Here is a 21,524-nt window from a genome sequence, read left to right as displayed (position 1 = left end):
GTCTTGAGACGAATGCCAGGCGAGGCTGTTTTCAACGCAGCATGAACGAGTATCAAGGCGTTTTATACAGAGCCTGAAGGCTGTTTATTGAAAGCAGGCTTTGCACTGGGTCAAAAAGCCATTGTTCTGGCACAAGACGCTTCTATATCTGTAGAAGTTGACAGTTGTACGCCATCACTTTCAGGGATTGAATGTTGCCCTCATGCAGTCATCGCCCCTCCGGGCCGGTCGACGCGCAAGGAGAGGCATGCATGCTCAATCACTTCGCCCCTGGACTGCCGAAGACGGTAGCCCACGCCGGACAGTTGGACTCAGGCTTTGCCAATGGCGGCAAGGTGTCGGTTCAGTTCCGTGGCAGCACGTCGAGCCTGACCACGGGGATGGCCGTCGACCGCCACGGACGCATCCTGGTGGCAGCCAAGGTCGAGACCGCCCAAGGCAGCCGTTTCGGGCTTGCCCGCCTCAACCATGACGGTTCGCCGGACAAGGGGTTCGGTACCCTGGGCTGCGTCATCGGCGCTTTCGAGCAGGGCTTTGAAGCCACGGCGGGCAAAGTCATCGTGTTGCCCGACGCAAGCATCCTGTTATCGGGTCTTCACTACGAAAGCGCCGACCGCACCCTGCCCGCCCTGGCGTTGTTCGATCAGCAAGGCCGCGCGGTGCCAGGCTTCGGCCACGCCGGGCGAACAATCATCCGGCTTTGCGGCAATCTTTCCCAGGGTCTGCGTGATCCCTGGCTGCCTCCCGGCGTACCAGGCCTTGAAGCCTGCGACATGCGCGTGCAGGCCGATGGCCGGATCCTGTTGTTGGCCAACCATCATTTTCAGTTGTCCGATCATGTCGGCATCCTGATCCGCCTGCTGCCGGATGGCAGCCTGGACAGCACATTCAACAGCGGCGGCTTCGTGATGGTCCGGCGCCTGTTGAAAAACACCTGGCTGAGCTGCCTCGCACTCCAGGCCGACGGCAATATCCTCGCAGGCGGTGCGATCGACCTGCCCCAACAAGGCCTGATGGCCCGCTATGACCCCAGCGGCAGACTCGATGACAGCTTCGGCGACAACGGTTTCCTGTCCATCACGACCCAGGAGCGCAGCGTGATGATCAGCCAGATCGTCCAGCATGAAAACGGCGACCTGCAGGCGTTCGGCAGCAGCCGTGACCCGATGCAGTGCCTGACACTCAAGGTACGCCCGGACGGCCAAGCGGACCTCCAGTTCAACCAGGGACAATGCCGGCTTCTACAGATCGGGCGCAGCGCGAGCCAATGGACCGCCGCGCAGCTTCAATCGGACGGGAAGCTGGTGACCGCCGGCGCCACCATCGGCGGCATCGAGGCTGACTTCGTCCTGGCCCGGCATCTACCGGACGGCTGCCTCGACCCGTTTTTCGGCCAAGGCAGAGGCTGGACTCGCACCCGACTCGGCTACAGCCTGGATACCGCCACCTCCCTGGCATTGCAGGCAGATGACAAAATCCTGGTGGGCGGCTATTCCCTTCATGGCAACTACAGGGCAGTCGTGGCGCGGTATTGGGCCTGAGTCGCAACAGTATCTTTTCCTACGCTTGATATTCCGCATTGCTTACGGCAACTTGCGCGCTTCTAAATAAAAGGAGCAGCCGATGTCCGGTTCAATGGCTGAAGCTTTCGCGCATAACTTTCTTGGGCATTCGCCTCGCTGGTACAAAGCGTGCATCGTCGCCTTCCTGATCCTCAATGCCCTGGCGCTGTGGACCCTCGGGCCGGTCGTTGCCGGCTGGATGCTGGTGCTGGAGTTCATCTTCACCCTGGCCATGGCGCTCAAATGCTATCCCTTGATGCCTGGCGGCCTGCTGTTGATCGAGGCCCTGGTCCTGGGCATGACTACGCCCAAGGCCCTGTACGACGAGTTGACCCATAACTTTCCGGTGATCCTGCTGCTGATGTTCATGGTGGCCGGGATCTATTTCATGAAGGACCTGCTGCTGTTCCTGTTCTCTCGCCTGCTCCTTGGCGTGCGCTCGAAGGCACTGCTGGCCTTGATGTTCTGCTTTCTCTCGGCGTTCCTGTCGGCATTTCTCGACGCACTGACCGTCACCGCGGTGATCATCAGCGCCGCGGTGGGCTTCTATTCGGTGTACCACCGCGTGGCATCGGGCAACGACCCGCGCCAGGACAGCAGCATCGATGAAGACCATGACCTGCCTTCGCTGCACCATGGAGACCTGGAGCAATTCCGGGCGTTCCTGCGCAGTTTGCTGATGCATGGCGCCGTGGGCACCGCCCTGGGGGGCGTATGCACGCTGGTGGGCGAGCCGCAGAACCTGCTGATCGGCCATGAAATGGGTTGGCACTTCGCGGAGTTCTTCCTGAAGGTCGCCCCTGTATCGCTGCCAGTGCTGGCAGCCGGACTGGTCACTTGCGTGGCATTGGAGAAACTGCGCTGGTTCGGCTACGGCACGCTGCTGCCAGACAATGTACGAGCCGTGCTGGCCGATTACGCCGCCCAGGACAACCACGAGCGCACCTCACGCCAACGCGCAGCCCTGGTCGTGCAGGGTATCGCCGCGTTGATCCTGATCGTGGCCCTGGCCCTGCACATTGCCGAAGTCGGCCTGATCGGCCTGATGGTCATCGTACTGATCACCGCGTTCACGGGGATCACCGACGAACATCGACTCGGCAACGCATTCAAGGATGCCATGCCGTTCACCTCCTTGTTGGTGGTGTTCTTCGCGGTGGTGGCGGTGATTCATGACCAGCAATTGTTCACGCCGCTGATCCAGTGGGTACTGGCCCTGCCCGCCGACCAGCAGCCAGGGATGCTGTTCATCGCCAACGGCCTGCTGTCCGCCATCAGTGACAACGTGTTCGTGGCGACCATCTATATCACCGAGGTGAAACAGGCCTTCGTTTCCGGTCACATGAGCCGCGAGCAGTTCGAGACCCTGGCCGTGGCCATCAATACTGGCACCAACCTGCCCAGCGTCGCGACTCCCAACGGCCAGGCCGCGTTCCTGTTCCTGCTGACTTCATCGATTGCACCGCTGATTCGCCTGTCCTATGGCCGGATGGTCTGGATGGCGGTGCCTTATACCGTGGTGATGGGCGGCCTGGGCTGGTTTGCGGTGACCTACTGGCTGTGAGGCCTGGCGATGGCCCTGCCAACGGTCTGCACGTTGGCAGTCACTTTCGCGGGCAAGCCTGCTCCCACGGGAGAATCCGTTGATCCGGATTGCCGACTCATCGGGTTCGTGCGGGAGCGGCATTGCCCACGAAGACGGCGACCGGGCCGATATCAAGGCAAGCCTCCCCCTCGTGGCTTCACCGGGGCAGGATGAATCGCTCGATCGCCAATGCCGCGCCATCCTCGGTCACGGCGGCGGTAATCACGTCCGCTTGGCGCTTGATCGTCTCGTCCGCCTGGCCCATGGCAATGGACAGGCCCGCGCGATGAAACATCGCCGGGTCGTTACCGCCGTCCCCCATGGCCGCCGTCTGCTCCAGCGGCACGCCCAGGAACGTCGCCAGCGTGGACAACGCCTCCCCCTTGTTCGCCTTCATCGCCGTGACGTCCAGATAGATGGGTTGCGAACGCGACACCTGGGCCTGGCCCTTGAGCAGCGGATGCAAACGGGCTTCCAGCTCAATCAGTAGATCGGTGTTGGCGCTGGTGGCGACGATCTTGTCGATGCGCTCCAGGTAGGGCTCGAAACTCTCCACTTCCACGGGTGGATAACCCAGGCCACGGGTCTCTATCGGCACCATCGGACCGTTGGCGTCACGCACCAGCCAGTCACCGTCGGCAAACACCCAGACTTCGATGCCGGGTTGGTCGGCATACAGCGCCAGGGTGGTCAGCGCCGCCTCGGGGGGCAGGTAATGCACGGCAAGGAAACTGCCGTCGGGATGAACCAGGGTGCCGCCGTTGAACGCAGCGGTGGGCAGGTCGACACCCAAGGCCTCGATCTGTTGCAGCATGGCCCGCGGCGGTCGCCCCGTGGCGAGGCTGAACAACACACCTGCTTCACGTAGCGCGCGCACCGCCTGGATGGTGCGTTGATTGAGGCTGTGATCGGGCAGCAGCAGCGTGCCATCCATGTCGCTGAGCAAAAACCGGATGGGCTGTTTCAACGACTCGCTCATCCGAGGCCATGCCAGACACGACCGTCGCGTGTCAGCAGGTCGTTGGCAGCGGCCGGGCCGTCTTCCCCGGCCTGGTAGGGCTGCACCGTCGCGTCCTGCTGCCAGGCATCCAGGAACGGCTGCACCGCGCGCCAGCCGTTCTCGATATTGTCGGCCCGCTGGAACAAGGTCTGATCCCCCGTCAGGCAATCGTAGATCAGGGTTTCATAACCCGTTGATGGCTGCATTTCGAAAAAATCCTTGTAGGCAAAGCCCAATTCTATGTTGGCCATGTCGAGGGCCGGCCCCGGCCGCTTGGCCAGCAGGTCGAACCACATGCCTTCGTTGGGCTGGATCTGGATTCTCAGGTAAGTGGGTTGCAATTCATCGACTTCGGTGTCGCGAAACTGTGCATAGGGCGCCGGCTTGAAGCAGATGACGATTTCCGTATCCCGCACGCTCATGCGCTTGCCGGTGCGCAGGTAAAAAGGCACCCCGACCCAACGCCAGTTGTCGATCATGACCTTGAGGGCCACATAGGTCTCGGTGCTGCTGTCGGCGGCGACGTTGGCTTCCTGGCGATAGCCGCTCACCGGATTGCCGGCGATTTCGCCGGCGGTGTACTGGCCTCGTACCGAGTTGGCGCGGGCCTGTTCCACCGACCAGGGCCGGATCGCCCCCACCACCTTGGCCTTTTCGCCACGTACCGCATCGGCACCGAAGGCGGCCGGCGGCTCCATGGCCACCATCGCCAGCAGTTGGAAAAGGTGGTTGGGCACCATGTCCCGCAGGGCACCGGTGCGCTCATAGAAACTGCCACGGGTTTGCACACCGACGGTTTCAGCGGCGGTGATCTGCACGTGGTCGATGTAATGGTTGTTCCAGAACGCTTCGAACAGGCTGTTGGAGAAACGGCTGACCAGGATGTTCTGCACCGTCTCCTTGCCCAGGTAATGATCGATCCGATAAATCTGTTTCTCGCTCATCACCTTGAGCAGGCAGGCATTGAGGGCTTCGGCGGTCTGCAGATCGGAACCGAACGGCTTTTCGATCACCACGCGCCGGAAGCCATCCTCCTGCTCCTGCAGCAGTCCGGCCGCACCGAGGCGACGGACCACTTCACTGAAGAAACGCGGCGCGGTCGCCAGGTAGAAGACCGCATTGCCAGTACCGCTGGCAGCGATTTTCGCTTCCAGCGCCACATAGGTACTGTCATCGAGGAAGTCACCCTGCACGTAGCTGATGTTCCTGGCCAGCCTGGCCCACAGCTGCGGATCAAGTGCCCGGGCGGCATCGCCGCCCTTGCTTGCCGCTTCGTTGCGGATGAAGTCCTCGAGTTTCCTGGCGAAGTCCCCGTCACTGATAGCGTTGTGGTCAACACCGACAATCCGCAGTCCATCCCCCAGCAGCCCATCCCGACAGAGATGGTAAAGCGCTGGCATCAGCAGGCGCTTGACCAGATCACCATGGGCACCGAACAGGAACAACGTGGTCGGTGGTGCGGGCTCTGCCTTGGATTTCCTGCCGATCGAGGTCATTTTTTTGGTGTCTCCACATGGCCGCCGAAGCCGAAGCGCATGGCCGACAGCATCTTGTCGCCATAGGTGCTCTGCTGGCGGGAACGGAAACGGGCGAACAGCGAGCTGGACAACACCGGAACCGGCACTGCCTGCTCGATCGCGGCCTCGATGGTCCAGCGGCCTTCCCCGCTGTCGGCCACTTCACCGGAAAAACCGTCCAGCTTCGGATCGCTGGCCAGCGCATCGGCCGTCAGGTCCAGCAACCAGGACGAAACCACGCTGCCACGCCGCCAGACTTCGGCGATATCGGCCAGGTTCAGATCGAAACGCTGCTCCGGCGGCAGGCTTTCGCTGGATTTGGTCTTGAGGATATCGAAGCCTTCGGCGAACGCCTGCATCATTCCGTATTCGATGCCGTTATGGATCATCTTCACGAAATGCCCGGAACCGGCCGGGCCCGCATGGATGTAGCCACGCTCGGCGCGGTCATCGTCGGACTTGCGGTCACGGGTGCGCGGAATATCGCCCATGCCAGGCGCCAGGCTGTCGAACAGCGGGTCCAGGCGCGCCACCACTTCGGTGTCGCCGCCGATCATCATGCAATAGCCACGCTCCAGCCCCCATACGCCCCCGGAGGTGCCGACGTCGATGTAGCTCAAGCCCTTTTCCGACAAGGCCTGGGCGCGACGGATGTCGTCCTTGTAATACGTATTGCCGCCGTCAATGACCACGTCGCCTGGCTCGAGCAGCTCGCTCAACGCGTTGATGGTGTCTTCGGTGGGTGCGCCGGCCGGCAGCATGACCCAGACCGCCCGTGGCGCCTGCAGGCCGGCCACCAGGGCCGCCAGGTCCGCGACGCCCGTGGCGCCTTCCTGGACCAGGTTTTCGACAAAAGCGCTGTTGCGATCATAGACAACGGTGGTGTGCCCGTTGAGCATCAGGCGCCGCGCAATATTGCCGCCCATGCGGCCCAGTCCAATGATCCCGAGTTGCATGTGCTGATGCTCCCTACTACAAATAAAGGTATGTCAAAGGTTTAGCTCACGACTATGAGGAGGTTAGTCCAGAGCATTGCTGCATAGTTTCCGGTTAATTCGTGCAATCACAAGGGATAACGCTCCAAATCCGGTCGAAGACACGGCGACCATGAAAAATAAAAAAGTTCCATTCACGAGCAAAAGAAATCAGAATCGGCGCCGATAGTAGAGGTGTCGACCAAAAACTGGCGACATCTCTATAGTTGATGTACGCCATTTGCGAGGTGAGCAATGGACCCAGTCGTTACCGCACGTCCCCCACAGACCCTTTATGTGACCATTCGTCGCGATGAATTACGCCTGCTCAAAGAAGAGCGTGATCTGCTGCTCGATGAAGTGACCCAGTTGCGCCTGCAGCTGCAACACGCACAACTGACCCACCAGGGTCAGGCGCTGGCTCGCTAGACCTGCTCCAGTCGGAAGTGACGCTGAACATACCAGTGTCACTTCCATGAACCCTGGGCATCCCCACAGGAAAATCGGCTCGGTTCGAAGCATTCGCGCCCCCCTGTCCCCTCGCGGTCTCCCTTCGCGACACCACATCCCTGCGTCCCGTAGACAAAAAACTCACGAAGTTTTCACACCCTCATCGCAATACTCCGCGCCTTTGAAGAGGGTCGGTGCACGCCCGCGGATGCCGGATCGGCCCCTGCGGCAGCGCCGACAAAAGGCTGGAGAGCTTGATGAGTGTGTTCAAACGCAGCAAAACGACTGCGAAAGGTTTCGATTGGGCCGGACTTGGCTGGCTGTTCCTGTTCTTCTGGTATTTTTCGGGCATTACCCAACTGCTTATCCTGGTGACCGACACCTCCGGCTTCACCGGGTTTCGCCAGGCGCTGATCATGAGCGCCGTGTGGCTGGCGCCCATGCTGCTGTTCCCGGCCCGGACCCGCCTGCTCGCCGCCTTGATCGGCGTGGTGCTGTGGGCGTGTTCCATGGCAAGCCTGGGCTATTTCTTCATCTACCAGCAGGAATTCTCCCAGAGCGTCATTTTCATCATGTTCGAATCGAACGTGTCTGAAGCCGGTGAATACCTGACCCAATATTTTGCCTGGTGGATGGTGCCGACCTTCCTGGCCCATACAGCGGTCAGCTATTGGCTATGGACGCGCCTGCGCCCGGTGTACCTGCCGCGGGGCCGGGCCATGATGGCCGCCGCCGCGATCATGGTGGCCGTGGTGGGTTACCCATTGGTCAAGCAAACCTTGCGTACCGGCACCCTGGCCGGGGGCCTGGAGAAATTCGAAGACCGCATCGAGCCCGCCGTGCCCTGGCAGATGCTGGTGGCATACCGTCGTTACGGTGAACAACTGACCAATATGCAGGGCATGCTGCACAGCGCCAGCAAGATCGAGCCACTGCGCAACCTCAAGGACGCCATGGCGAACCAGCCGGCGACCCTGGTATTGGTGATCGGCGAATCCACCAACCGTCAGCGCATGAGCCTCTACGGCTACCAGCGGGAAACCACGCCGGAACTGGACAAGCTCAAGGACCAGCTGGCGGTGTTCGACAACGTGATCACTCCACGTCCGTACACCATCGAAGCGCTGCAACAGGTCCTGACCTTTGCCGATGAGCAGCATCCGGACCTTTACCTGAGCACACCCTCGCTGGTCAGCATGATGAAACAGGCGGGCTACAAGACGTTCTGGATCACCAACCAGCAGACCATGACCAAGCGCAACACCATGCTCACGACCTTTTCCCAGCAGGCCGACGAGCAGGTCTACCTGAACAACAATCGCAACCAGAACGCCGCGCAATACGATGGCGACGTGATCGCGCCGTTCAACAAGGCCCTGGCCGATGCCGCGCCGCGCAAGCTGATCGTGGTGCATCTGCTTGGCACCCACATGAGCTATCAGTACCGGTACCCGCCGACCTTCAACAAGTTCACCGACCGCCAGGGCGTACCGGCAGGGGTGCGCGACGATCAGGTCCCCACCTATAACAGCTACGATAACGCGGTGTTGTACAACGACTTCGTGGTCTCCAGCCTGATCAAGGATTACGCCAGGACCGACCCCAACGGCTTTTTGCTGTACCTGTCGGACCACGGTGAGGATGTATTCGACTCGGCGGGGCACGACACCCTGGGACGCAACGAAGGCAAGCCCACCGCGCCGATGTACACCATTCCGTTCATGGCCTGGGCCTCGCCAAAATGGCGCGAAAGCCATGACTGGAACTTTGCCGGCGACCTGTCACGGCCCTACAGCAGTTCTCAGCTGATCCATACCTGGGCAGACCTGGCAGGCCTGAGTTTCGACGAGCTGGATCGCAGCAGGAGCCTGGTCAGCGATGACTTCAAGGCCCGGCCCCTGTTGATCGGCAATCCCTATCAACGCCAACACAAGGCGCTGATCGACTTCAGCCTGATGCAACCCAGGAAACCGGAGCCCCGGCTCGTGCAGAAATAACCCAGGCCCGGGCGCGGGCCAGGGTTCTACAAAGACTTGGTCCAGAACAGCATCCGGCCATGGGCCGGGTCGAACATGCCGGCGGCGAAACCGAATTTGCCATAGCTGGCCTGGGCCACGGCGTTGCCTTCAAGCACCTCCAGGGTCATCTTGCAGCAGCCGCGCTGGCGGGCGATGTCTTCGACCTTCTGCAGCATCTTCTGGCTCAGGCCCAATCCGCGAAAGGCCTGCATCACCGCCACATCATGGATATTCACCAGGGGACGGCAGGCAAAGGTGGAAAAACCTTCGAAGCAGTTGACCAGCCCCGCCGGCTCGCCATTGACGAATGCCAGCACGCTGAACGCATGGGGGCGCTTGGCCAGTTCTTCCGGCAGGTGCAACAGCACTTCGGCCGGCAGGGGCCGACCGCCCCCCATCGGGTCTTGCGCATAGCCGTTGAGCACATGACAAATCGCCTCGGCGTGAACCGGGTTGGTGTAGCTGGCTTGCAATACAAGGATGTCCCTGGCTTCTTCCATGACCTTCCATCTCTCTTTGAATGCCGATCGCCCTTGGCTTCGGCGGATACAGGTCAGGCTGGCTGACCGAAACGTTGCAACTGCATTTCCTGGAGGCGACTGAGGGTACGGCGAAATGGAAATTGCAGATAGCCCTCGGTGTACAACCGCTCCATCGGCACCCAGGCCGAAAGATACAGCGGTACCTTGCGGTCGTAGCATTCGTCGATCAGGGCGATGAAGCGGCGCACACCATCGTCGTGAATCGACAACTGCGGCAGTTCTCTGTCCCCCGCCTCGACCCGCTCGACGCCGTCTTCCGTACCACGGGCAATGCGGCCCTCGCGCTGCTCGGCGCTCAGGCTGGGCACATCGCTGAGCAGAATGACGCTGAAGCGGTCGCAAAGCGCCATGAAATCCAAGGCTGAAAAAGGCTGCTCGCACAGGTCCGCGTAGCGGGTCCAGAGCACTGTCTCGCTGGCCTGGACCGGCTCATGCAGGCGATGGCCCACTTCTATCGGTCCGTCACGCAGCGCTTGCCCCGCAGTCAATTGAGCGAAGACTGCGGCCAACGGGTCAGGCCGAGCGCGTTCCCGCAGCCAGTAGCGCTGTTGCAGCGCACCCGGATGCTGGCGGTGGTCTTGCCATCCATTCACCGGCACGATCTGCATATGTTCCTTGATCGCGCTGATGGTGGGCAGGAAACGCTCGCGGTTGTGGCCGTTGGCGTAAAGCTCTTCGGGAGGCAGGTTGGACGTGCTCACGATCACCATGCCCCGCTCGAACATCACCTGGAAGAGCCGGCCGAGGATAAGGGCATCGCCGATATCGGTGACGAACAGTTCGTCGAAACACAGCACCCGCACTTCGGCGCTCAGCTCCCGGGCCAGGGCCTGCAAGGGATCCGGCGTGCCGGTGAGCTGGAATGAACGCTGGTGTACCCAGGCCATGAAATGATGAAAGTGCTGGCGGCGCGCGGGGACCTTGAGACTTTCGTAGAAACGATCCATCAACCAGGTCTTGCCGCGCCCCACCGGTCCCCAGAGATAAACCCCCTTCACGGGCTTGCGCCCCTCCTGCAATGCCCGGTGGCATTGCTCCAGGGCCATGATGGCGAGCTCCTGGGCCTCGTCCTGGACGAAGCCATGGTGTTCGATGGCGTGCTGCCAGGCGATCAAGGGTGAGTCGAAAATCATACGGCCCGGGTCCGGAAAGCGAAGTCGCCGAGTATGCCATGAACCGGCACTTCGCCGTGTGACGGAAGGTCTCCCTCGCCGTCACTGGGCTCGCGTCAGGTTGCCGGGTTTCTAGACTGAAATATCCAACCGGCTGATTTTCCCCTGTTCGTTGAGGCGGAAGGTGTATCGCAGCTCCAGCGGGCTGCCGGGAAAGGTCCCGGAGATCAGGTTGTGGACCAGCACCTTGCCGGTGCGCTGCTGCACGTTCAGCACCTGCACCCGCGGCTGGTAGCGCCGGGCGGTGTCCTCCATCCATTGGGCAATGGCCTGGGTACCGGCCCGGTGCTGGCCTTCATCGAATACGTTGGCATCCTCGGCGAAAAAACGCGGCACCGCCGAACTGTCACGGGCATTGGCGGCCGCAATGTAACCGGCTATGGCCGGGGCCAGGGAAGAGACGGGATTGGACATGGTACGGCTCCTTGTTCTAGCGATCTGGCATCATGCTAAAACAGCGCCATGTCAGTTTTTGTCAGGAGTGAAACGTCCGGTTTCATCCAGCTGCATCGACTTCATCCAGGCCCGCAACAGATCGCTGCGCCTGCCAGGGTAGCGCCCCCCCTCCTCGATGGCACACGCGATCCGATCGGTGCGAAAGGTCCGATAGGCGTCGCGTAATTCACACCATGCCACCACGACCCGCGCCTCGTTGAAAAACCCCAGGGCCAGGGGCCAGACCAGTCGCTGGCTCGGCGTATTGTTCACGTCGGCGTAGTCGATGCGCAGCTTCGCCTGGCTGCGAATGGCCTGGCGGTAGACGTTCAGTTCCACCCTGTTCTGCGGGTAGCCATAGCCCGGCGGACCGGGCAGCACCGTCGGGTTGCGCAGGGCGTCCCGGACGTCGGGAGCCAGCACCGCGGCGACCTTCGCCAAGGCATCGGCGGCGGCCTTGCCCAGCACATCGTCGCCACGCTGGTCGACGTAGCGCAGCCCCAGCACGATGGCCTCGATTTCATCGGCAGTGAACATCAGCGGCGGCAGGAACAGCCCGCTGCGCAGTACATAGCCGATGCCCGCCTCGCCCTGGATCGGAGCGCCAAGGGCCGTCAACTCGGCTATGTCCCGGTAGAGCGTGCGTTCAGACACGTTCAGCTCGGCCGCCAGCGTCGCGGCAGTGACCGGGCAACGCTTGCCCCGCAAGACTTGCAGCAAAGTGAGCAGCCGGGTGGTACGCGACACGATGGCGATCCGCAAGAAAAAAGTTGACGCAGATTAGCAGAGCCTGATGTCAGAAACTGTCAGGAGCCCTTTATGGAGCGTGTTGTGGGTTATGGTGTCCTCGGTTTCCGCGTTTCCCGACTGCATCTTTATCTTGAGAGCGTGCCATGCGCAGAATCATCGGTTTATCTTTCTTTCTGATGCTCTTGAGCCTGAACGCCTGCACGCTGCTGCAGCGTCACGACCCGCTGAACATCAATGTGGTGGGCATCGAACCCTTGGCCAGCCAGGAACTGGAGATGCGCTTCGCGGTGAAACTGCGCTTGCAGAACCCCAACGACATCGCCATCGATTACAACGGCGTGGCCCTGGACCTGGAGGTCAATGGACGCACCCTGGCGTCGGGGGTCAGTGACCAGGCAGGCACCATCGCGAGGTTCTCCGAAACGGTGCTGAGCGTGCCGGTGAGCATCTCGGCTTTTTCGGTGCTGCGCCAGACGCTGGGCCTGAGCCAGACCCAGCGCCTGGACAACCTGCCCTACGTGCTCAAGGGCAAGCTGGCGGGTGGATTGTTCGGTACCGTGCGCTTCGTCGACCGCGGCACCCTGGACTTGCCGAGCTCCACGGCCAACTGGTGATTCATGGGATAAAACGCACGCCGGGCCTGGCCCGCTCGTCCACCACCAGCTCGAACACATCCGGACGGGCGTAATGCCCGACCACGTCATAGTCGTAGCGCACCCCCACCAGGTCGTCGGTGTCGATTTCAGCGGTCAACAGGCCGGCCTTGTCCTTCAACGGACCGGCGAGCACGTCGCCCATCGGGCCTACGATCACGCTGCCGCCGGCGATCAGCGGCCGCTCGGCCGGCCAGTTCGCGACTTCGATCCCCAGCGCCTGGGGCGAGGCCTGGACCTGGCAGGCACTGACCACGAAGCAGCGGCCCTCGTGAGCGACGTGGCGCATGGTCACTTGCCACATGTCCCGCTCATCCACCGTCGGCGCGCACCACACCTCGACGCCCTTGGCGTACATGGCCGTACGTAACAGGGGCATCATGTTTTCCCAGCACACCGCCGCGCCCAAACGCCCTACCTGGCTGTCGACCACCGGCAGTGTCGAGCCATCGCCCTTGCCCCAGATCAGCCGCTCCGTACCGGTGGGCATGAGCTTGCGATGCTTGGCCACCAGGCCTGCCTCGGGCTCGAAATACAGGGCCGTGCAGTACAAGGTGCTCCCGGCGCGCTCGATGACGCCCAGCACCAGGCTGGCGCCGGTGCGCGTCGAAAGCCCAGCCAGTGCCTCGGTCTCGGCGCCGGGCACGTCGATGGCATTGGCGAAATAGCGAGCGAAGGCTTCTCGCCCTTCCGGCAACCGATAGCCCAGCTGGGTACCGAATCCTTCGCCCTTTGGATACCCGCCCAACAGGGCCTCGGGCATTACCACCAGCCGGGCGCCGGCCTGGCGTATGGCCTCTTCATAGGAAAGGATCTGCGCCAGGGTCTCGCCCTTGCCGCCGGGCAAGGAACCGATCTGCAGGGCGGCCACGATGGATTTTGGCATGGGGTTGCAACTCCTTGGTTCATCAGGTGTTGCCGATTCTCAAGCGTCGACCGATCATGAATAAAGCCCTGATCACTGCTAAATGATATGAGCCAAATGAATATCGCCGATATCGACCTCAACCTGCTCAAGACCTTCGAAGCCCTGCACGACGAATCCAGCGCCAGCCGCGCCGCGCTGCGCCTGGGCGTGACCCAGTCGGCCATCAGCGCCGCCCTGCGCAGGCTGCGCAGCCTGTATGACGATCAGTTATTCGTGCGCACCGGTCGCGGCCTGGCACCGACACTGCGGGCCGATCAATTGAAGCCGGTGATCAGCGACGCATTGAACAAATGCCGCCAGAGCCTGGCGATGATCGATCCGGATGCCAGCCATTACCAGGGGCGCTCGGTCATCGTCGGCCTGTCCGACGACTTCGAGATCGCCTATGGACGGCGCTTGATCGAGGAAGTGGCGCAACGTGCACCAGGGTTGAGGTTGATCTTCCGCCAGACCCACAGCCAGATCGTCGGCCGTGATCTGATGGAGCGCCATCTTGACCTGGCGATCACCGCCGGAGGTTTCGCGCAGCGGCTGCTCAGTCGACGGGTCCTGGGTGAAGGGGACTACGCGTGCCTCGTCGATCAGGCCAGCCTGAAGGAAGGCCAGGCGCACCTTGCGCTGGAAAGCTTCGTGGCGCGGGAACATCTGCTGGTATCTTCCGGTGGGTTCATCGGCATCACCGACGAGGGGCTGGCCGGGCTCGGCCTGAGCCGGAGGGTCTGCGCCTCCACCACGCATTTTGCCGCCCTGCCATTCCTGCTCAGGGGCAGCCAGGCCGTGGCGACCATTCCGACACATGCGGCCCGGGCCATTGCGTCCCTCAGCGGCCTGGCGCTGTTACCCTGCCCCCTTGCCTTGCCGCGCTACCCTATCGAACTGGGCTGGCGAACCCACGCGCAGATGGATCCGGCCGTGATCAAGGTTCGCGAGGCCATCCTGGCGACCTTCAAATGAGGTTCATTTATTGGTCGCCATCAGGCGATTGACTTCACTGCGCACCATGTTGGCGTACTCAGGGGGCGACATGCCATCCAGCTCCGCCCGCACCCACTCGGCCCACTTGCCCTTGCGCTTGGAGCGCTCGCCGAACAGGCGGGCCGCTTCGCCCTTGGCCTTGCCCAGGTTGTTCTGCCACAGTTCGAACAGTCGGGATTTTTCGTCTTCCAGCGCAGCGCGCTCGGCCAGGGGCTTGTCAGCGAGATTGAAGCTCATGGAAATTACCTGTTGCGTAAATAGGCGACATCTTACACCTTGCAAGGAAACGTCTTAACACCCATTTTGGCTGTGCGGCGCTTGCAACTTTCCCCCAGGCGCGGCACTCCACTGTTCACTGCCATCATCTGCAAGGAGTCATTCAATGCCCCGTAAAAGCCCAGAGCAAGCGAACGGAGAGCAAATCAAGGACCAGGCCTTCAGCGAATTGAAGGCCTTGATTGAAGAATCGGAAAAACTGCTCAAGAGCAGCGCTTCACTGGTGGGCGAAGATGCCGAAAACCTGCGGGGGCAGATCGCCCATAAACTGCAACAGGCCCTGGACTCCCTCGCCAGCGCACGGGATCGCACCCGCCCCATGGTGGACGCCACCGAGACCTACATTGGTGGCCACCCCTGGCAAACCGTGGCGATTTCCGCCGGTTTCGGGCTGGTGGTGGGCTTGCTGCTGGGACGACGCTAAGCCTGCCCGTGGCAAGGGCTTCCCCCTTGCCGCGCTGAGTCCGACACCCGCCCAGACGGGCCTTACACGCCGGCCAATTCCCGCAACTGCGCCAGTGTCTGTTCCTCCAGCACAATCCCTCGCTCGCTGGATTGACGGCGCTCGCGATGCCGGCGATCCCCCGGCAACCGTTGCAACCCCACCCCCTGCATTTGCCTGACCAGTTCCTGGCTGCGCTCGGCGAAATCCTGCCCGGCGGCCTTGCTCGGGTCGATCACGATCAGCAACTGGCCGGTCCATGGCGTCTTGGCACCGGGATGATTGCTCCAGTCGAACTCGAAGGAAAAATGCCCCCCCGTCAGGGCCGCCGCCAGCAACTCCACCATCATCGACAAGGCCGACCCCTTGTGCCCGCCAAACGGCAGGAGTGCCCCGCCATCCAGGATTGCCTTGGGATCGCAGGTCGGCTGACCCAGACTGTCCACCCCCATGCCCGGGGGCAACAGTTCGCCCTTGCGCGCGGCAATCTGCACATCGCCATGGGCGATGGCGCTGGTCGCCAGGTCGAAGACAATCGGCTCCCCGTCAGCCCGTGGCGCGGCAAAAGCGATGGGGTTGGTGCCGAACAGCGGGCGCTGTGCGCCATGGGGCACGACACACGTCATGCTGTTGACCACACTCAAGGCCACCAGCCCTTCATAGGCGAACGGCTCGACATCCGGCCAGAGGGCGGCGAAGTGGTGAGAGTTACGGATAGCCAGCACCGCAATGCCGGCGCTGCGGGCCTTCTGCACCAGTAGCGCACGCGCGGCAGCCAGGGCCGGCTGGGCGAATCCGTTGCCGGCGTCCACCCGCACGAACCCCGAGGCAACATCCTCGACCACCGGCACGGCCTGGCCATCGACCCAACCGCTATCGAGGGTCGAGACGTAACCGGGGATGCGAAACACCCCATGGCTGTGGGCTCCGTCGCGCTCGGCGCCGGCGCAGTTTTCAGCCAGGATCCGGGCGACGTCGGCCGAGGTGCCGTGTCGCAGGAAAATCTTCTCCAGCAAACCCGCCAGGGCATCGAAGGACAAGGCGCCGGAACCGGCGTGTTCGGATAGCGCAGACATCTGAAGCTCCAGAATGATTGTTGGAGGTAGCAACAGGTAAGACAAACCAGCGCGCCGATTAAACACCGCTTCATGAGCGCGCTGTCAACCTTTGCGCCGGCGCCTGAGCCTGACAGGCACCGGGGGCCTGGCGTGCGGTAACTATCTACCACCTTCGCCCTTCCATGGCGTCCTAGCCTGACCGCTTCATCCACGGCTGCCTCGCGGCGCCTTGATCGAGAAGCGACGATGACCGAGACCACCCCACTGCTGTTTTCCCACGTGCTGGATGCCAGCCGCCTGGACGAACTGAGCGCACCCCACGGATTGACGCAGGCGGACCTCGACTGGTTGCATCACGCTGCACTGCCCAGCCACTCGCTACGTGCAGCGCAGACACCGCCGATGTCTGTCGAAACCATCCTGTTCGAAGCGACCGGCCGAACCCCGATTCCCCTGGCCGGCTGCCTTAGCCTGACGGCCTCGCCAGCAACCGGCGCTTCGCAGGCTTGGCCTGCGTTTCTCTATACACCACAAGGTGGCATCAGAAAGTTCGCCAGCCGCCGAGCCCTCGAAACAAAGATCGAGCACATGCTGGTGAGCCCCGTCGAACGTGACGATCTGTTTCAACTGCTCTCGATTTCACAACGGGCCGAACTGAACGGCTCCCCCGGCATCCGACAGACCCGCTCGCTCATCGAGGGCGATGTCTTCGAAGCCCTTGTCGCAAGCATCGAGCATGCACAGAGCCTCAATGCCCGGACAATGGTGGACGAACTGATGAAACTGCCTTCGTTGCAGGCGATGCTCGACCAGGTATTGAACGAAGCGGCGTCGAACTTCGACCACAGGCAGGGACGCGTGGCGATCAGCACCTATGCCGGCGCCGGGAGCCCGACAGCCGGCCGGGTCATCAACACCATGTCCCTGGCTGACGCGGTCCTGGTCTATTTCCACCACCAGGGACGACCCAGCGGACATGACGTGGAATTCATCCATCCGGGGATCACCCCATCATCCGGGAACGCCCGGCAGTGGGAAAACCTGCTGAAGGTCGCCGCTGGACACCTGATCCCACGGCTCATCCAGTGCATCGAGGGTTACTGGGACGCCACCGGCCCCTTTCATATTTCACGCCGCAAGCTTCTCTCGCAGGTGCTCAGCGACACGTTGCGGGCGAACATCCTGATCCAGCGGGAACAGGGGCAACTGACGCATGCACAGAGCCGGGAGCTGTTCCGGGTCCTCGGGCCGTCCGGTCGGGATGAAACGCTTCTGTTCATCGAAACGGTGCGACTCTGGGAATACGAACCGCTCTACGTGGAGCTCGCCGGCTCGTTGATGATCAGCGGCAAGGGGCACTACCTCTACACGCCCAGCCACGGTCTCCAGAAAGTCGACGACTATCTGAGCTTCAAGCAGACATTGCTCGGCACTCCGACCCGGGCCACGCGAAAAGAAGCCCTCTACGGCCTTCTGAGCCTGGAAGAGCGCAACCGCTTCCTACGCCTCGACGAGCCAAAGGTGTCGGGGCACCCCGTGGCCTTGCCGGTGTTCGAGTCCCTGGCCAACACCATCATCGGCAAGCAGACCAGCAACCTTCATTACGCCTTGGAGATGTCTCGCCAGGGCAAGGTCGACCTTCACGCCCTCGTCGACAAGGCGCTGGACATACGCACCTTGATCGACAAAAGCCTGTTGAAGCAGGGGATCCAGGGCCATTGGGGTGCCCAACCGGTGTTTTACGGAGACTTGCGCCCTTCCAACTTCATGGCCGACCAACTGGAAAGGAAGATCAAGAGCTATGCCAGCGTCGAAGAGGCGTTCACCACGCTGTTCGCCCGAGTGCCGATGTCCAGTCCCCACGAGTTTTCCAAGGACCTGAGAGCGCTGCTGCCAAAGCTCACCAACGTTTTTTCCCTGGGAATACGTGCCGAAGCCGAACTCAGGGAGCTGGACGGAACCCTGCCGCCAGCCGCCCACGACCTCATCAGGACCGTGTTCGCCTACGACCCCGATTTTCCCGACCGCACCCAACGCATGGGGGTCAAGGGCTTCCGGCCGGACGTCTATTCGCTGAGGCTCACCTGTACCGACGAAACCCGAACGGTCCACCTTTGCCTGGCCAACTGTTTTTTCCTCACCGAACGCGGCGGGCTGGATACGCCCTATTCAGGCCTGGGTATTCTGTGGACACCTTCGGACGGCCTGCAGGTCTTTTCTTCCGTGGAGATGGCCGCCGGGCAATTGAACCGCTACCTGCTCGACCCTCGAAGACGTTTCAGCCTGCTGGAAAACCTGCCCGCTGCCCAACGCAAACCCCACGGGCATTACCGGCTCGAGGCATTCGAGCTGATCGAAGACAACGTCCTGTCGAACCGGATGAGTTCCTTCATCGATCTTTTCGAAGCCGAACACCGGTACCTGAGCAGTCTGAAAATCGGCCCATGGAAACTGAGCGGGATGGCCTTGGCGAAAAGCCTCGAGGCGCTGCAGAACAAAGGCGCCCCGACCAATCTGCCGCGTGCGATGCGCATCGCCCAGGCGAACCGGTGGCGGCAGAAACTGCCCGCCTGGCTCGGCACGGCCGCCCTGGAAGATCAACGCTTGCATATCGATCTGCTCGACCAATACAAGAACAGCGTGGCCGACGGCAAGGACTACCTGGACGGTATCGAGCCGCTTCGCACCTATGTCGGTAAAAAGCTCAAGGCATTACTGGATGCACGCCTTGGCGAAAAGGATCTCGACCCGGCCAGCATCCTGATCACGCCGAACCTCGCATTGGCCGGTCCTCCCGCTTCCTTGATCGATTTCGCCTTGAACCATGTCGAGTTCACCCAGAAGACCGGCTTGCATGTCTCCTCCACGTCCGGAAAAAAACTGCCGGACAGTCTGAACGAAGACACTGTGAAGCAGATGCTGCTGTCCCTGGATATCTCCACTTCGTATAAAAAACACGTCAGGGACAAGCTCTCCGGCACGGGAGCGGACGCAGAAGCGAGAAAGCAGCGTTTTCGCCGCCAGTTGCCCTGGCAACTGTTGCAGCATGCCCACGCACGGCACCTGCAACAGTACCTGTCGGCCACGGCATTCGACTTGATTCGCCAGGTCCTGGATATGCCGGACGGCATCGCGCGCCAGGCAGTGAAGGGTGCCAGCGCCCTGATCCGTCCACTGGAACTGATAACGACCGGCGGCGCCGCGGCGGTCAAGACACTGGGACTCTACCTGATCGGATCGAGCACCGACGCGACGGCTCCTCATGTGCTGTATGCGCCCTACCGCGCGGGGCCGAACCTCATCGAATTCAAGGACGAGGCCAGCCTCATCGCTGCGCTCAACCTGCCCGGGGCGCTTCAGGATCTGCTGATCAGCCGGCTCCCCACGACCCAGCAGGGGCTGTTCCGGAACCTGTTCGTGTCCACCCTTGGAAAACTGTCGGACATCACCCTGGCCTCGAACCCGATTCAGACGAACCTGCTCGACACGCTGTTCAACGATAACCTGGACCTGCTATCGGACCTGTTGAGCACCCAGACCGACCGCAAACGCCAGTTCGACTGGCAAACGGTCCTGCATCTGTTCAGCACCGGGGTCAGGTTTGCGGGACGCCAGCTACCGGGCAAATTGACGTTTTTCGAGACCCTTTGGGAAAGCTACCAGGACTTCAAGGCCTCTGCCGAAGCGCTGCGACAGCATGACTGGAAAACCGGCTTGCATGACTTCATCGCCGGCGCCGCGGAAATGGTCTCGCTGGGCATGCTCAATCGCGACGATACGTTCGGCCTGCTCGCCCCCGCCAGCCCAGCAACGCAGGTGTCCCGGACGACGACCGAAATGAGCTGGAAAGATATCGCGTCCACGGCACCGACCCGTACCAACCTGCACGCCTTCGAAGCCACGGATGCCAGCCTTTTCGACCTGCACGCAAACCTGGCCGACGGCACCTACGGCGCAGCGGGATCCGGCAAGCTCTATGCGAGCGTGGCCGGCAGGGTCTTCCAGGTCGCCAAAGCGAACCAGGTATGGCGTGTCGTCCATGCCCATGGCGAAGGACCGATACTGGCTCGATCGTCCGACGACCAGCAGTGGGCGATCGATCCGCAGCGACACACCATTCGCTACGGCAAGGTCATGTCCACGCTCGCCAATTCCTACAGTGACTACCAGGCCGGCGCCTCGTTGAACATCGAAGCCCGGGGCATGGCTGAAATACGCAGGAAATACCCCCACCATGCCAATGCCATCGTCCAGGCCCTGGAGACAGCCAGGTTCTACTCGATCAACGCCCTCCATAACCTGGAGCACGCCAGGCAGCAACGTGCGCTGGCCTCTCGACTGGAAACGTTTCTCCAGACGTTCCTGGGCGTGGAACACGTCGATGCCGGCCTGATCGAGAAGGTCCACACGGCGATTGCGCCGATCTGCCGGGCACTGGCCGATCCTTCATGGGAAGCGCAGAACGCCAAGCGCATCGTCATCGGCAATCTCAAGGATATAAACGATATCGCCACAGCATTTGTCGTGGAACCCAACGCCAAGGGACGGATTTACCTCACGCAGCTGTTCTTTGAAATAGGCCTGGACCGATACCAGGAGCTTGTGCCGCAATCATTCAATGTCGACGCCCATGCCCAGGGGGCGACACTTATCCATGAATTGACCCACCAGTTGTTCGACACGTACGACATCGTTTACCTGGATGCTTCATTGCCCTTCTTCGACCTCATTTCCCAAGACACCGAATTCGGACGACGCAAGTCGGGGGAGTTGAAAGAGCAACAACTCAAAGGGTTTTCGCTGGGTACGCCGCGATCGAAACTGTTCATGGCCTGGGACCATCGGGCCAGGATGCTCAAGAGCCTGGAACAGATACGTCAATTCAAGGACATGACCAGGGAAATACTGAAAATCACGGGGGCTACCAGCATCAGCGAAGCACGGGATATTTTTCTCGACCCCGCTTCGGCCGATAAACGCATCGACCTGATCCTTCGAAACGCCGACTCCATGACCTTGCTGATTTGCATGCTGGGACGCCAGCTCGACGCCGTGCTGCCCGCCGCTGGCTCTTGAGTGGCTATACTTCTGCCATGCGCGACCCGTTGATCTTTTTTTCACCCGGCCCATGGGATGCTAGGGCGCAGCCATACGGGTGCAAGCACCTTTGGCGGAAAAAAACCGGCC

Annotated in this window: 18 protein-coding genes; 8 read left to right on the top strand and 10 right to left on the bottom strand. The window is 61.7% G+C overall.

The features are described 5' to 3' along the window. The first annotated feature begins 251 nt into the window (after positions 1 to 251). Positions 252 to 1,541, top strand: a complete 1,290-nt coding sequence (locus tag AC1M7R_RS23285; protein ID WP_092181961.1) for a delta-60 repeat domain-containing protein — start codon at positions 252 to 254, stop codon at positions 1,539 to 1,541. Positions 1,542 to 1,623: 82 nt separating this feature from the next. Further along, the gene (gene nhaB, locus AC1M7R_RS23280; protein WP_072391045.1) at positions 1,624 to 3,126 is read left to right on the top strand and encodes a sodium/proton antiporter NhaB; all 1,503 of its coding nucleotides are present in this window, start codon (positions 1,624 to 1,626) and stop codon (positions 3,124 to 3,126) included. Positions 3,127 to 3,304: 178 nt separating this feature from the next. Here nhaB and AC1M7R_RS23275 read toward each other — a convergent pair whose 3' ends face one another. From AC1M7R_RS23275 to gnd, 3 genes are read right to left on the bottom strand one after another with little or no spacing between them, the layout of a single operon-like run. Next, positions 3,305 to 4,126: a Cof-type HAD-IIB family hydrolase gene (locus AC1M7R_RS23275; RefSeq protein ID WP_072391042.1), complete on the bottom strand. Its 822-nt coding sequence runs from the start codon at positions 4,124 to 4,126 to the stop codon at positions 3,305 to 3,307. Then, positions 4,123 to 5,643: a glucose-6-phosphate dehydrogenase gene (zwf, locus tag AC1M7R_RS23270; RefSeq protein WP_076407105.1), complete on the bottom strand. Its 1,521-nt coding sequence runs from the start codon at positions 5,641 to 5,643 to the stop codon at positions 4,123 to 4,125. The genes AC1M7R_RS23275 and zwf overlap by 4 nt, the downstream gene beginning before the upstream one ends. Next, positions 5,640 to 6,620: a phosphogluconate dehydrogenase (NAD(+)-dependent, decarboxylating) gene (gene gnd / locus AC1M7R_RS23265; protein WP_123595529.1), complete on the bottom strand. Its 981-nt coding sequence runs from the start codon at positions 6,618 to 6,620 to the stop codon at positions 5,640 to 5,642. Before gnd ends, zwf begins: the two co-directional genes overlap by 4 nt. 273 nt (positions 6,621 to 6,893) lie before the next feature. On the opposite strand from gnd, the gene AC1M7R_RS23260 reads away from it, so the two are divergent. Together AC1M7R_RS23260 and AC1M7R_RS23255 are read left to right on the top strand one after the other, a co-directional pair. Then, entirely contained in the window at positions 6,894 to 7,067 is a 174-nt protein-coding gene (locus AC1M7R_RS23260) for a DUF6026 family protein (RefSeq protein ID WP_168199073.1), read from the top strand. 278 nt (positions 7,068 to 7,345) lie between these two features. Next, entirely contained in the window at positions 7,346 to 9,085 is a 1,740-nt protein-coding gene (locus AC1M7R_RS23255; protein ID WP_072459224.1) for a phosphoethanolamine transferase CptA, read from the top strand. A 26-nt stretch (positions 9,086 to 9,111) separates the two neighbouring features. Here the strand turns inward: AC1M7R_RS23255 and AC1M7R_RS23250 are convergent, their stop codons facing one another. From AC1M7R_RS23250 to AC1M7R_RS23235, 4 genes are all read right to left on the bottom strand, one after another. Continuing rightward, the gene (locus tag AC1M7R_RS23250) at positions 9,112 to 9,606 is read right to left on the bottom strand and encodes a GNAT family N-acetyltransferase (protein ID WP_072391028.1); all 495 of its coding nucleotides are present in this window, start codon (positions 9,604 to 9,606) and stop codon (positions 9,112 to 9,114) included. 53 nt (positions 9,607 to 9,659) lie between these two features. Then, positions 9,660 to 10,781 carry a cell division protein ZapE gene (zapE, locus tag AC1M7R_RS23245; protein WP_490609950.1) on the bottom strand — a complete coding sequence of 374 codons (1,122 nt, stop codon included), beginning with the start codon at positions 10,779 to 10,781 and terminating at the stop codon, positions 9,660 to 9,662. A 111-nt stretch (positions 10,782 to 10,892) separates the two neighbouring features. Beyond that, complete coding sequence (locus tag AC1M7R_RS23240) at positions 10,893 to 11,234, bottom strand: nuclear transport factor 2 family protein (RefSeq protein WP_072391022.1); 342 nt, start codon at positions 11,232 to 11,234, stop codon at positions 10,893 to 10,895. A gap of 51 nt (positions 11,235 to 11,285) precedes the next feature. Further along, positions 11,286 to 12,002: a helix-turn-helix transcriptional regulator gene (locus AC1M7R_RS23235; protein ID WP_072391974.1), complete on the bottom strand. Its 717-nt coding sequence runs from the start codon at positions 12,000 to 12,002 to the stop codon at positions 11,286 to 11,288. Between the two features lie 146 nt (positions 12,003 to 12,148). Here AC1M7R_RS23235 and AC1M7R_RS23230 point away from each other — a divergent pair, with 146 nt between their 5' ends. Then, positions 12,149 to 12,619: an LEA/WHy family protein gene (locus tag AC1M7R_RS23230; RefSeq protein WP_072391019.1), complete on the top strand. Its 471-nt coding sequence runs from the start codon at positions 12,149 to 12,151 to the stop codon at positions 12,617 to 12,619. A 1-nt stretch (position 12,620) separates the two neighbouring features. Here AC1M7R_RS23230 and AC1M7R_RS23225 read toward each other — a convergent pair whose 3' ends face one another. Further along, positions 12,621 to 13,544 carry a carbon-nitrogen hydrolase family protein gene (locus tag AC1M7R_RS23225; RefSeq protein WP_490609949.1) on the bottom strand — a complete coding sequence of 308 codons (924 nt, stop codon included), beginning with the start codon at positions 13,542 to 13,544 and terminating at the stop codon, positions 12,621 to 12,623. 87 nt (positions 13,545 to 13,631) lie between these two features. Here AC1M7R_RS23225 and AC1M7R_RS23220 point away from each other — a divergent pair, with 87 nt between their 5' ends. Then, positions 13,632 to 14,540: a LysR family transcriptional regulator gene (locus AC1M7R_RS23220; RefSeq protein ID WP_490609948.1), complete on the top strand. Its 909-nt coding sequence runs from the start codon at positions 13,632 to 13,634 to the stop codon at positions 14,538 to 14,540. 3 nt (positions 14,541 to 14,543) lie between these two features. Here AC1M7R_RS23220 and AC1M7R_RS23215 read toward each other — a convergent pair whose 3' ends face one another. Then, positions 14,544 to 14,798, bottom strand: coding sequence for a hypothetical protein (locus AC1M7R_RS23215; protein ID WP_490609947.1), 255 nt, complete (start codon positions 14,796 to 14,798; stop codon positions 14,544 to 14,546). A gap of 145 nt (positions 14,799 to 14,943) precedes the next feature. Between AC1M7R_RS23215 and AC1M7R_RS23210 the strand changes: the two genes are divergently transcribed. Beyond that, positions 14,944 to 15,261: an ElaB/YgaM/YqjD family protein gene (locus tag AC1M7R_RS23210; protein ID WP_072391006.1), complete on the top strand. Its 318-nt coding sequence runs from the start codon at positions 14,944 to 14,946 to the stop codon at positions 15,259 to 15,261. A gap of 62 nt (positions 15,262 to 15,323) precedes the next feature. Here AC1M7R_RS23210 and AC1M7R_RS23205 read toward each other — a convergent pair whose 3' ends face one another. Beyond that, the gene (locus tag AC1M7R_RS23205; protein ID WP_072391003.1) at positions 15,324 to 16,355 is read right to left on the bottom strand and encodes an Ldh family oxidoreductase; all 1,032 of its coding nucleotides are present in this window, start codon (positions 16,353 to 16,355) and stop codon (positions 15,324 to 15,326) included. Between the two features lie 228 nt (positions 16,356 to 16,583). On the opposite strand from AC1M7R_RS23205, the gene AC1M7R_RS23200 reads away from it, so the two are divergent. After that, the gene (locus AC1M7R_RS23200; protein ID WP_490609946.1) at positions 16,584 to 21,413 is read left to right on the top strand and encodes a dermonecrotic toxin domain-containing protein; all 4,830 of its coding nucleotides are present in this window, start codon (positions 16,584 to 16,586) and stop codon (positions 21,411 to 21,413) included. The last annotated feature ends 111 nt before the right edge of the window (positions 21,414 to 21,524 follow it).

This window comes from Pseudomonas sp. MS01C9 (assembly GCF_058202755.1).
This window is presented reverse-complemented; position numbering and strand designations above follow the sequence as displayed.